The sequence below is a fragment of the Brachybacterium sp. Marseille-Q7125 genome (assembly GCF_023062615.1).
Lineage (GTDB): Bacteria > Actinomycetota > Actinomycetes > Actinomycetales > Dermabacteraceae > Brachybacterium.
The window spans coordinates 112,386-123,339 of record NZ_JALLAL010000002.1 but is presented as its reverse complement, the minus strand read 5'-3'; the positions used below and the strand labels follow the sequence as shown (position 1 = coordinate 123,339).

Genomic DNA, 10,954 nt, shown 5'->3' with positions numbered 1-10,954 from the left:
TGTCGAACGGTGCCGCAGGGCACGTGGCAGCGCCCGCCGGGATTAAGCCCGCGGGCCAGGAGAAGGAGTGACGATGGCGTCGACGATCTCAGTGGATTTCTGCGGCGAGTGGTATCGCGTCGAGGACGGCGAAGAGCTGACCATCGGCCGCGAGGCGGACCTGACGATTGATGAGGACAACCCCTTCCTGCATCGGCGTTTCCTCAGCATCGTGCAGGTGGAGTCGATGTGGTGGCTGGTGAACATCGGCTCCCGGCTGTCCGCGACCATCACCGACGGCTCCGGATCGATGCAGGCCTGGCTCGCTCCCGGCGCCCGCATCCCCCTGGTCTTCGACGTCACCAAGGTGGTGTTCACCGCCGGACCCACCACCTACGATCTGGCCGTGCATGCCGACTCCCCGGAGTTCGCGCGGATCGCCGGACCCGATGATCCGGTGGGGGAGACCACCGTCGGCTCCGTGCAGCTCACCCCCAGCCAGAAGCTGCTGATCCTCGCACTCGCCGAGCCGATGCTGGTGCGCGAGGGCTCCGGGATCAGCTCTGTGCCCACCTCGGCTCAGGCCGCCAAGCGCCTGGGCTGGCCACTGACCAAGTTCAACCGCAAGCTCGACAACGTCTGCGACAAGCTGGACCGCCTGGGAGTGCGCGGCCTGCGCGGCGGCCCCGGGAAGCTCGCCAGCAACCGGCGGGCCCGCCTGGTGGAGCATTCGGTGTTCTCGCGCCTGGTGACCACCGAGGACCTGCCGCTGCTGGATGCGGCGCAGGACGCCGACGACGACTGAGGGTGACCGGCGGGCCGCAGCCCGCCTGGGGGAGGAGCACCGATGCGCATCAAGCTCACGCTGCGCCGGCCAGAGGACCGCCTGACGGACCTCGAGGTCACGGCCGACGCGACGGCGTCCGTCGCCGACGTCGCCAATGCGCTGTACCTGGCCGACCCGCTGCGTAGTGAGGTGGAGCCACCCGAGGGACTGACCCTGCAGGTCCAGGACCCCGGGGCCGGCCCCGGGGCGAAGGGCGTGCGGTCTCTGGACCGTGAGGAGGACCTGATCCAGGCGGGTCTGCGCTCCGGCAGCATCGTCTCGATCGCCCGCTCCTCCACCGAGTACGCCACCCGCAGCGAATCCCGCGGCGCGGCGGTGGCCCTGCTGCGCGTGCTGTCCGGCCCGGAGGCCGGACGTGAGTTCCCGCTGCCCTCGGGCTCGAGCGTGATCGGACGCGAGGGGGACCTGGACATCCGCATCGCCGACCCGATGCTGTCCAAGCGCCACGCCCGCATCAACGTCGGCGACTCGGTGGAGATCGTGGACCTGCACTCCTCCAACGGCGTGGTGATCGGCGGTGAGCAGGTCCAGCGTGCGGTCATCGGCCCTGCGGACACGGTGCTCATCGGCCAGACCACCTTCTCGGTCATCGCCCTGCACCGCTTGGGCGGCACCACCCCCTCGTCCCCGGTGGTGGAGTTCAACCGCTCCCCGCGCGTGGTGCCGCGCTTCCCTTACCGGCCGCTGAAGGCACCGACCCCGCCCAAGGAGCCGCAGCCGCAGTTCTTCCCGATCTTCATGCTGTTCGCCCCCATCTTCATGGGTGCATTCATGTTCTCGATGACGCGCAGCCCGTTCTCGCTCATGTTCGTGTTCATGATGCCGATGATGGCCACCGCCGGGTTCCTCAACCGCAAGTTCCAGCAGAAGAAGCAGCTGGAGCGGCAGATCAAACAATTCGAGGAGGGCCTGGCGGCGCTCAAGCGCCGAGTCACCGCAGCGCAGGATCTTGAGCGGGCGGTGCGTCTGGTGGAGACGCCCTCGGCCGCGGATACGGTCGATGCCGCCTTCCGTCTGGGGCGCCTGCTGTGGACCCATCGGCCCGAACACAATGCGTTCGCGACCGTGCGCCTGGGGCTCGGGATCGCGCCCTCCCGGGTGGGCATCGATATGCCCGGGGAGAACGATGCGATCCCCAAGTACTGGGACATGCTCGATGACATGAATGAGGAGTACAAGATGATCGCCGGGGTGCCGGTGGTCGCGGAGCTGCGGTATGCCGGGAACATCGGCATCGCCGGCGGTGGGGAGGAGGCCGACGGGGTGGCCCGCGGCATCGTCACCCAGCTCTTCTCCCTGCACTCCCCGGCGGAGGTCGCGCTCGCCGCGATCACCTCGCGATCCAGCCGCGATATGTGGCAGTGGCTCAAGTGGCTGCCGCACACCTCCAGCCCCCATTCACCGCTGCCGGGCGATCACCTGGCCGATACCCCCGGCCGCGGCACCTCGCTGCTGTCCCGCATCGAAGAGCTCATCGAACAGCGCGCCGGGGACGCCCCGCCCGAGCTGCGCACCCCGATGACCACCGACGTCACGAGCGAGCCCGAGGTCCCACCCGCGCCGGTGACCCCGAACCTTGTGGTCATCATCGAGGACGATGCGCCGGTGGACCGGGCCCGCCTGGTACGCCTGGCCGAGCGCGGCCCCGACGTGGGCGTGCACGTGATCTGGTGCGCCTCCAACGTGGCCGCCCTCCCCGCGGCCTGCCGCACCTATGTCTCGGTGGAGGAGTCCGTGGAGGGCGCCAGCGCCGGTCACGTGCGGCTGGGGGAGCGGTTCTACCCGGTGACGGTGGAGACCGTCTCGGTGGACGTCGCCGCTGGGGTGGCCCGGCACCTGTCCCCGGTGGTGGATGCCGGCGTGCCGGTCGATGACGATTCCGATCTGCCGCGGGCGATCTCCTATCTCAAGCTCGGCGGCATGCAGATGGCCGAGGACCCCGACCACATCATCGAGCGGTGGAAGGAGAACAACTCCCTGACGCCGCGGGACGGCTCGGAGCCGCAGCGACGCAAGCACGACGCGAACCTGCGCGGGCTCATCGGCCACAACGGCCAGGACGCCTTCCACCTGGATCTGCGCACCAACGGTCCCCACGCCCTGGTGGGCGGCACCACCGGCGCCGGTAAGTCCGAGTTCCTGCAGGCCTGGGTGCTGGGCATGGCCACCGCCCACAGCCCGGACCGCGTGACCTTCCTGTTCGTGGACTACAAAGGTGGTGCGGCTTTCGCCGACGCGGTGGATCTGCCGCACACGGTGGGTCTGGTCACCGACCTGTCCCAGCACCTGGTGCGCCGCGCGCTGACCTCGCTGCGGGCCGAGCTGCACTACCGCGAGCATCTGCTGAACCGGAAGAAGGCCAAGGACCTGGTGTCCCTCGAGCGCACCGGCGACCCCGAGGCCCCGCCCAGCCTGATCATCATCGTCGACGAGTTCGCAGCTCTCGCCAAGGAGATCCCCGAGTTCGTGGACGGCGTGGTGGACGTGGCCGCCCGCGGCCGCTCCCTGGGACTGCATCTGATCCTCGCGACCCAGCGCCCGGCAGGCGTCATCAAGGACAATCTGCGCGCGAACACGAACCTGCGCATCGCCCTGCGCATGGCCGATGAGGCGGACTCCAAGGACATCCTGGGCGACAAGATGGCCGCGCACTTCGACCCGTCGATCCCCGGCCGCGGTGCCGCGAAGACCGGCCCGGGCCGCATCGCCACCTTCCAGACCGGATACGCGGGCGGCTGGACCACCGATGAGCCCGAGCGGGCGCGCATCGACATCGTCGAGAAGGACTTCGGCACCGGTGAGCAGTGGGACATACCCTCCCCACCCACCAAGGCGGTCAAGGATCCCGGCCCCAACGACATGTCGCGCGTGGTCGCCACCGTCAAGGCAGCCGCCGAGCGTGCGGGCGTGCCCGCCCCGCGCAAGCCGTGGCTGTCTGAGCTGGCGGACGCCTACGACCTCTCGCGCCTGCCCACTCGCCGCACCGACGAAGAGCTGCTGCTGGGCGTGATGGACGTGCCGGAGGACCAGGCGCAGCCCACGATCTCCTACTACCCGGACCGCGACGGCAACATGGCCATCTACGGCACCGGCGGTTCCGGCAAATCCACCACGCTGCGCACCATCGCGATCTCTGCCGCCTCCACGGTGCGCGGTGGACCGGTGCACGTGTACGGCCTGGACTTCGGCGCCTCAGGCCTGACCATGCTCGAAGAGCTCCCGCACGTGGGGGCGATCATCTCCGGGGACGACGAGGAGCGGGTGATCCGCCTGCTGCGCACCCTGCGGGAGCTGATCGACGAGCGCGCGAAGGAGTTCGCGAAGGTGCGTGCCGGCACGGTGGCGGAGTACCGCGAGCTCGCCGGCAAACCGGACACCCCACGCATCCTGCTGCTGGTGGACGGTATGGCCGCGTTCCGCGAGGCGTACGACTACTCGAACCTCACCAAGTGGTTCACCACCTTCGTGCAGATCGCGACCGATGGCCGTCAGGTGGGCGTGCATGTGATCGTCACCGGCGACCGCCCTAATGCGATTCCTACCTCGCTGGGCTCCTCGATCCAGCGCCGTCTGATCCACCGCATGGCCAGCACCGATGACTACGCCGGTTTCGGTGAGCCCAAGGACGTGCTGGACGGCAACTCCCCGCCCGGGCGCTCCATCTTCGAGGGCCATGAGGTGCAGGTCGCGGTCCATGGCGGCGACGCCAACGTGGCGATCCAGTCGCGTGAGGTCGCCAAGCTCGCCCAGGCGATGCGCCGCGCCGGGGTTCCGCCGGCCCCGGGCATCAAGCGTCTGCCGGAGCGGGTGGAGTTCTCCGAGCTGCGCCCGGTGGTGGGCGGCATGCCGGTGCTGGGTCTGGCCGACGAGACGCTCGCGGAGATAACCTACGAACCGCGCGGAGCCTTCATGGTCACCGGGCCGATGGGCTCGGGCCGCACCACCGCGATGCTCACCATCGCCACCGGCCTGAAGGCCCTGCCGGAACCGATGCGCCTGGTGCGCTTCTCGGCCCGCCGCACCCCGCTGACGGGCCTGGACGTGTGGGACGTGGAGGCCTCCGATCCGGAGACCGTCAAGGACCTCGCCGCCCAGCTGCGGCAGACCATCGAGGCCGGTCACGTCGGCGAAGGCAAGCTAGCCCTGTTCATCGACGGCGTCGCCGACTTCACCGGCAGCGGCGTGGAGAACGACCTGGACCGGCTCATCCGCGCTAGCACCCGCGAGGGCCAGTTCGTGGTGGGCGAGAACGAATCGGCTTCCTGGTCGCAGGCCTATACCCTGGCACAGCCGTTCAAGGCCGGTCGACGCGGAGTGCTGCTGCAGCCCAGCGATATGGATGGCGATACCCTGCTCGGCACCGGGTTGGGGAGGATCCGTCGCGCAGACTTCCCGCCCGGCCGCGGCTTCCTCGTCTACAGCGGTCGCGCGATGAAGCTGCAGGTCGCACAGATCACCACCCGGTGACGCCGACCCGCAGCGCCTGCAACGCAGTCGCCGTGGAATGCGCGCGGGGAATGCCGGAACTGCGCTCATCCACATGGGGACTCCTCCCCATGGTCGAGTTCTCCAGCACGCTCTAGAGTGAGAGCGTCGACTATGACGAGAGGCCGTGCACCGCAGGGGGCGCGGGCACGACGAACGAGGAAGGGGTCACTGCACCGTGAACGCCATCAAGGGTATGAATGTCGAAGAGGTCCGTCGGATGTCCGCGCAGCTGCGCGACGCCGCGGAGGAGATCACCCGCATCGAGCAGGAGCTGACCTCCGGCCTCGAAGAGGTGGACTGGACCGGCCCGGATGCCGACCGCTTCCGCGGCCAGTGGTCCGGCGAAATGGTCCCCGCCCTGCAGCAGATCATGCAGGCCGTGAACGATCTTGGCGAGACCGCCGACCGCAACGCCGCCGAGCAGGAGGCCACCTCGTCCAACTGACCCCGAGAGGGCAGACGGGACCACGGACAGGCCCGAGCGGATCATCCGCTCGGGCCTGTTGCCGCCTGATAGGTTTGGCCCCGTCACCGGTGGGAGGAACGGAGCAGCGACATGACCCAGAAGATCGAGTACCCGAGCGCAGATTTCCCGGGGCCGCCGCACATCACCGTCGATGTGCCCGACGACTGGGAGACGCTCACGGTCCCCGGGGTGCAGCTGGCTGTCGCCCAGCCGCGCGTAGAGGGCCGCTTCCGCGCCAACGTCGTGGTCACGGTGCAGCGTTTCGGGGCCGACTTCACCCTGGAGGCCGCACGCGCGGGGCTGGACCAGCGCAAGGCCGGCCTGCCCGAGCTCGAAGAGCTCGGCACCGGTGAGCTCGAGGTCGACGGGACCACTTGGATCGCCAGCGAATACGGCTACACGCAGCCGGGCCGCCCCACGGTGGTGCAGGCCGCGCGCTACGCGGTGCTGGACCGCGGCGGCGTCGCCGTCGACGTGCTGGAGATTGTCGGCAGCTGCGGGGCAGAGGACGCCGAGGACGAGATCGAGACGATCCGCGCCATCCAGGACTCGATCCACATCACCCTGCCCTGACACCCCACCCCCATGGGGAGTACTCCCCATCGCGTTGCTCGCTCGCGGGCTCTAGGGTGAAGACATCACCCGGAGAGCACGGCTCCCAGGAACAGCCGAATGGCTGTGGGGATCTGGCCGGTGGGTGGACCGGATGGATCGATTGAGTGTTCTGAGGAGGACAGCATGAAGAAGGGCATGGTTCCGGAGGCCGTTGAGCAGATGGCTCAGCAGATCACGGAGGCTGCGGAGCAGGTGCAGCAGGCCTACACCCAGGCGGCGCAGCGTGTGGGTGAGTTCGACTGGACCGGTGAGGACCGCGACCGTTACGTGACGGAGTTCGAGAGCACTGTGGGTCAGGCTGTGCAGCAGGTTGTGCAGCAGGCCGGTGATTTCGCGGAGCGTGCGGGCAAGAACGCTGCGGAGCAGCGTGAGGCGTCGGCCTGATCGGGCTGGCTTTCATCCAGAGTTTTCTTTTCTTTCTTTTCTCAGGTTTTGCCCGCAGGGGCGGAAGGGGTAGGTCATGGCTTTCAAGGGTATGAATCCCGAAGAGGGACGCGAGGTCGCTCAGTTCATCATGGAGACCGGCCAGCAGATGCTCGAGCACATCGATGCGGCGACGCAGCTGGTGACGTCCGTGGAGTGGATCGGTCCGGACTACGATGCGTACGAGGGTGACTGGAACGGCTTCATCGGCGGTGCCGTGAGCCAGCTGATCGAGCTCATGGAGGCGAAGTCCAAGGAGCTGAACCAGCACGCCGAGGAGCAGGACACCACCTCGAACAACGGCTGACCATCGCGCCTCGCGCGCTATGGCGAAGGCCCCATTCCCGGGATCCCGGGGATGGGGCCTTTCCGTATGGAACTCTCCGTGGGGAAGGTGTGGAACTCTCCGTTCCGAGGAGCCTCAGCGGTAGTTGACGAATTGCAGCGCCACATCCAGGTCCTTGCCCTTGAGCAGCGCGATCACCGCCTGCAGGTGGTCACGGCTCTTCGAGGACACCCGCAGCTCATCCCCCTGGATAAGCGGCTTCACGCCCTTGGGGCCCTCATCGCGGATGATCTTCGCGATCTTCTTCGCGTCCTCCGAGGAGATCCCCTCCTTCAGCGCCGCAGACAGCCGCACCTCCTTGCCGGACTCCTTCGGCTCACCCACATCCAGCGACTTCAGGGAGATCCCGCGGCGGATCAGCTTGGACTGCAGAACATCCAGCACCGCCAGCACACGCTCCTCCGCATTCGCGGACATGAGGATCGCATCCCCGCTGAGCGTGACCGACGCACCGGTGTTGCGGAAGTCGTAACGCTGCGCCACCTCCTTGGCGGCCTGGTTGACGGCGTTGTCGACCTCCTGCCGGTCCAGCTTGCTGACGATGTCGAACGACGAATCGGCCATGCCCTGCTCCTTCCTCCCGGGGGTGCGTGAGGCGGCCCGGGCAGGCCGCTGCTCCCCATCTGCTGTGCTCCAGTGTCCCTGCTCCCCGGCCCCTGCGCACCCTGTGACGATCTTCATGGGCACTGAAGGCCCCCTGGGTTCGCGCCGCCGCCATGTCCCCGGTATGCTGGACCAGGTCCGCTTCCCGCGGCACCGTCCTCGCGGATGGGGCAGGGGAGCAGTCACGGCAGATTACCCGAGCGGCCAAAGGGAGCTGACTGTAAATCAGCTGGCATTGCCTACGGGGGTTCGAATCCCTCATCTGCCACGCAGTGGATCCCTGTGATCCGCCGCACGGGAACAGCCTCCCGAATTGCCTCCGGGCAGCTCGGCAAGTACTGTTCACCGGGTTGCCCTGATAGCTCAGTCGGCAGAGCATCTCCATGGTAAGGAGAAGGTCAAGGGTTCGATTCCCTTTCAGGGCTCTGATGGATGAGTGGCCCGATCTCGTTCGAGGTCGGGCCGCTTCATCGGTCAGGCCGGGGTAGCTCAGACGGTCAGAGCGCACGACTCATAATCGTGAGGTCGCGGGTTCGATCCCCGCCCTCGGTACCACGCCGGTCATCGACCGGAGTGCAGACAACCAGAACCCCCGAGCACGGGGACCCACGAGGTGCGCCGCCGGGCGTGCCACCCGGAGAAAGAGGCGAACCGTGGCGAGCAAGAGCTCTGACGTGCGTCCCAAGATCACCATGGCGTGCGTGGACTGCAAGTCCCGTAACTACATCACCAAGAAGAACCGTCGCAACACGCCGGACCGGCTGGAGCTGTCCAAGTTCTGCCCCACCTGCGGCAAGCAGACGGCGCACCGCGAGACCCGCTGACGGTCCGCACCAGCATCCCGAAGGCCATCCGGAACCGTCCGGATGGCCTTCGGCGTCTCCGCACGGCGCCGCGCTGGCCCCCTCTGCCCGCTTCGGCACAGACCCGCGCCTGCGCCGTATTCGCCGCCGGACCTGAGAAGATCGGCCGCAGCACCCCCGTCGGCCCCATACACCTGACCCGGGAGAATCCATGACCAGCACACCGGACCCCTCCTTCGCCGACCGCACATACCCGCCCGGCCCCGCGCACGACATCTCCGCCGCGAAGATCGCCGAGTTCGCCCGCGCCACCAGCGCCCCCTCGCCCCTGCACACGGACCCCGCAGCAGCCCGCGAGGCGGGCTATGCGGACGTCATCGCTCCGCCCACCTTCCTGGTCTCCCTCGCCCAGGCCACCGAGGCGCAGTACATCCAGGACCCCGCGGCCGGCATCGACTTCACCCGCGTGGTGCACGGCGAGGAGGGCTTCACGCTGCATCGGCCCGTGGTCGCGGGGGACCGGCTGATCCCCACCCTCACCGTCGAGTCCGTGCGCGCTGCCGGCGGTCACGCCATGGTCACCACCCGCGTGGATATGGCCGACGAGGACGGTGCTGCGGTGGCGAGCGTGAAGAGCATGCTCGTCATCCGCGGCGAGTGACACGCCGCCACGCGACCGCAGCACCCCCGGCCATGCCCATCCCGGACCAAGGAGCTTTCGTGACCACCACCCCCGCCTCGCACTCTGGCGCGGACCTCGCCGCCCTCACCGTGGGCCAGGAGCTCGCGCGCACGCAGCACACCATCACCCGCGACACCCTCGTGCGCTACGCCGGCGCCTCCGGAGACTTCAACCCCATCCACTACAACGACACCGCCGCCCAGGACGCAGGCCTGCCCGGAGTGATCGCCCACGGCATGCTCACCATGGGCACCGCGATCAGCGGCCTGCTCGAGGTCATCGGCGATCCCAGCCTGGTCCGGTCCTACAGCACCCGCTTCACGAGCCCCATCGAGGTGCCCGCCACCGGCGCCGTGCGGCTGGAGGTCACCGCCGTGGTCGGCGCGATCGACGAGGATGCCCGCACCGCCCGCGTGGACATCACCGCCCAGGTGGATGGCACGAAGGTCCTGGGTCGGGCCCGTGCCGAGATCGCCCTGCACACAGTGGCAAAGACGGCATGAGCGGCGTGTCCCTCGCTGACCTCACCACCCTGCGGGTGGGCGGCCCCATCCGCGACCTGGTCCGCGCCCGCACCGCGGAGGACGTCATCGAAGCGGTCTCCGCCGCCGATGCCGCCGGGACCCCGCTGCTCGTCCTCGGCGGCGGCTCGAACCTGCTGGCCGCCGATGACCCCTTCGAGGGCACCGTCGTGCTGCTCGAGGACGCCGACCAAGTCCCGCAGCTGGATGCCACCTGCGAGGTGGGCGCCAGCGGAGAGCCCGACGGCATCGACGTGGATCCTGCCGAGCTCACCCCCCTGGATCCCACCTGCGGCGGGGCGATCGTCGAGCACTTCGCAGGCGTCACCTGGGATCGGGCGGTGCAGTACGCGATCGCCCGCGAGATGGTCGGCATCGAGGCGCTCTCCGGCATCCCCGGCACCGTCGGCGCCACCCCCATCCAGAACGTCGGCGCCTACGGCCAGGAGGTCGCCAGCACCATCACGCGCGTGCGCACCTGGGACCGCCACGAGCGCGCCGTGCGCACCATCTTCGCTGCCGACTGCGACTTCGCCTACCGCGACAGCCTCTTCAAGCGCACCCGGTACACGGGCGGCGCCCCCTCACCCACCGGCCGCTACGTCGTGCTGTCGGTGACCTTCCAGCACACCATCGGCTCTCTCAGCGCCCCCATCCGCTATCAGCAGCTCGCCGACGCCCTCGGCGTCCAGGTGGGCGAGCGCGCCCCCATGGCCGCGGTGCGCGAGGCCGTGCTGCGCATCCGTGCCAGCAAGGGCATGGTCCTGGACCCTGCCGACCACGACACCTGGAGCGCCGGCTCCTTCTTCACCAACCCCATCCTGAGCGCCGAGCAGGCCGCCGCGCTGCCTCAGCAGGCGCCGCGCTACCCCGCCGGGGACGATCGGGTGAAGACGAGCGCCGCGTGGCTCATCAGCCACTCCGGTGTCGAGCTCGGGCACGCCCTGGCAGAGCGCGCGGCGGTCTCCAGCAAGCACTCCCTGGCCCTAACCAACCGTGGAGGTGCGAGCGCCGCGGACATCGTCGAGCTGGCGCGTGACGTGCAGCACCGGGTGCAGCAGAGCTACGGCATCCACCTCGAGCCCGAGCCGGTGCGCTGGGGCGTGGACCTGTGAGCGCACGGCCCCACGGCGGCGTCGCGGGGGCCGGACGCGGATCTGAGCGGTCCGGGGCGCGCTGGC

Annotated in this window: 11 protein-coding genes and 3 tRNA genes; 13 read left to right on the top strand and 1 reads right to left on the bottom strand. The window is 69.0% G+C overall.

Annotated features, from left to right (window positions below):
- Nucleotides 1–73: 73 nt before the first annotated feature.
- The 6 genes from MU407_RS01280 to MU407_RS01255 all read left to right on the top strand — a co-directional run bounded on the left by MU407_RS01280 (nucleotide 74) and on the right by MU407_RS01255 (nucleotide 7,125).
- A complete protein-coding gene (locus MU407_RS01280) occupies nucleotides 74–784 on the top strand; it encodes a hypothetical protein (RefSeq protein ID WP_102237317.1) in 711 nt (236 codons plus the stop codon).
- A gap of 42 nt (nucleotides 785–826) precedes the next feature.
- Nucleotides 827–5,293, top strand: coding sequence for an FtsK/SpoIIIE domain-containing protein (locus MU407_RS01275; RefSeq protein ID WP_246954779.1), 4,467 nt, complete (start codon nucleotides 827–829; stop codon nucleotides 5,291–5,293).
- A 196-nt stretch (nucleotides 5,294–5,489) separates the two neighbouring features.
- Nucleotides 5,490–5,759: a WXG100 family type VII secretion target gene (locus MU407_RS01270; protein ID WP_102237319.1), complete on the top strand. Its 270-nt coding sequence runs from the start codon at nucleotides 5,490–5,492 to the stop codon at nucleotides 5,757–5,759.
- Between the two features lie 111 nt (nucleotides 5,760–5,870).
- Nucleotides 5,871–6,353 carry a hypothetical protein gene (locus MU407_RS01265; RefSeq protein ID WP_102237320.1) on the top strand — a complete coding sequence of 161 codons (483 nt, stop codon included), beginning with the start codon at nucleotides 5,871–5,873 and terminating at the stop codon, nucleotides 6,351–6,353.
- Nucleotides 6,354–6,518: 165 nt separating this feature from the next.
- Complete coding sequence (locus tag MU407_RS01260) at nucleotides 6,519–6,779, top strand: hypothetical protein (protein ID WP_102235015.1); 261 nt, start codon at nucleotides 6,519–6,521, stop codon at nucleotides 6,777–6,779.
- A gap of 76 nt (nucleotides 6,780–6,855) precedes the next feature.
- Nucleotides 6,856–7,125 (top strand): hypothetical protein, encoded by a 270-nt coding sequence (locus tag MU407_RS01255; RefSeq protein ID WP_102235016.1) that lies wholly within the window; start codon nucleotides 6,856–6,858, stop codon nucleotides 7,123–7,125.
- Between the two features lie 114 nt (nucleotides 7,126–7,239).
- Here the strand turns inward: MU407_RS01255 and MU407_RS01250 are convergent, their stop codons facing one another.
- Complete coding sequence (locus tag MU407_RS01250) at nucleotides 7,240–7,728, bottom strand: YajQ family cyclic di-GMP-binding protein (protein ID WP_102235017.1); 489 nt, start codon at nucleotides 7,726–7,728, stop codon at nucleotides 7,240–7,242.
- 225 nt (nucleotides 7,729–7,953) lie between these two features.
- Between MU407_RS01250 and MU407_RS01245 the strand changes: the two genes are divergently transcribed.
- The 7 genes from MU407_RS01245 (at nucleotide 7,954) to MU407_RS01215 (ending at nucleotide 10,888) form a co-directional block, all read left to right on the top strand.
- Nucleotides 7,954–8,035, top strand: a tRNA-Tyr gene (locus MU407_RS01245).
- Between the two features lie 84 nt (nucleotides 8,036–8,119).
- Nucleotides 8,120–8,192 (top strand) — tRNA-Thr (locus tag MU407_RS01240).
- Nucleotides 8,193–8,245: 53 nt separating this feature from the next.
- A tRNA-Met gene (locus MU407_RS01235) sits at nucleotides 8,246–8,322 on the top strand.
- 98 nt (nucleotides 8,323–8,420) lie between these two features.
- Nucleotides 8,421–8,591, top strand: a complete 171-nt coding sequence (gene rpmG / locus MU407_RS01230; protein ID WP_102235018.1) for a 50S ribosomal protein L33 — start codon at nucleotides 8,421–8,423, stop codon at nucleotides 8,589–8,591.
- 190 nt (nucleotides 8,592–8,781) lie between these two features.
- Nucleotides 8,782–9,231: a MaoC family dehydratase N-terminal domain-containing protein gene (locus MU407_RS01225; RefSeq protein WP_246954778.1), complete on the top strand. Its 450-nt coding sequence runs from the start codon at nucleotides 8,782–8,784 to the stop codon at nucleotides 9,229–9,231.
- A 59-nt stretch (nucleotides 9,232–9,290) separates the two neighbouring features.
- A complete protein-coding gene (locus tag MU407_RS01220; RefSeq protein WP_102235020.1) occupies nucleotides 9,291–9,755 on the top strand; it encodes a MaoC/PaaZ C-terminal domain-containing protein in 465 nt (154 codons plus the stop codon).
- A 5-nt stretch (nucleotides 9,756–9,760) separates the two neighbouring features.
- Nucleotides 9,761–10,888, top strand: a complete 1,128-nt coding sequence (locus MU407_RS01215; RefSeq protein WP_102235021.1) for a UDP-N-acetylmuramate dehydrogenase — start codon at nucleotides 9,761–9,763, stop codon at nucleotides 10,886–10,888.
- The last annotated feature ends 66 nt before the right edge of the window (nucleotides 10,889–10,954 follow it).

Bases quoted from the DNA above. Each gene is read 5' to 3' on its own strand.
- MU407_RS01280 (WP_102237317.1), top strand. From the start codon at position 74: ATGGCGTCGACGATCTCAGTGGATTTCTGCGGCGAGTGGTATCGCGTC.
- MU407_RS01275 (WP_246954779.1), top strand. From the start codon at position 827: ATGCGCATCAAGCTCACGCTGCGCCGGCCAGAGGACCGCCTGACGGAC.
- MU407_RS01265 (WP_102237320.1), top strand. From the start codon at position 5,871: ATGACCCAGAAGATCGAGTACCCGAGCGCAGATTTCCCGGGGCCGCCG.
- MU407_RS01260 (WP_102235015.1), top strand. From the start codon at position 6,519: ATGAAGAAGGGCATGGTTCCGGAGGCCGTTGAGCAGATGGCTCAGCAG.
- MU407_RS01255 (WP_102235016.1), top strand. From the start codon at position 6,856: ATGGCTTTCAAGGGTATGAATCCCGAAGAGGGACGCGAGGTCGCTCAG.
- MU407_RS01250 (WP_102235017.1), bottom strand. From the start codon at position 7,728: ATGGCCGATTCGTCGTTCGACATCGTCAGCAAGCTGGACCGGCAGGAG.
- MU407_RS01225 (WP_246954778.1), top strand. From the start codon at position 8,782: ATGACCAGCACACCGGACCCCTCCTTCGCCGACCGCACATACCCGCCC.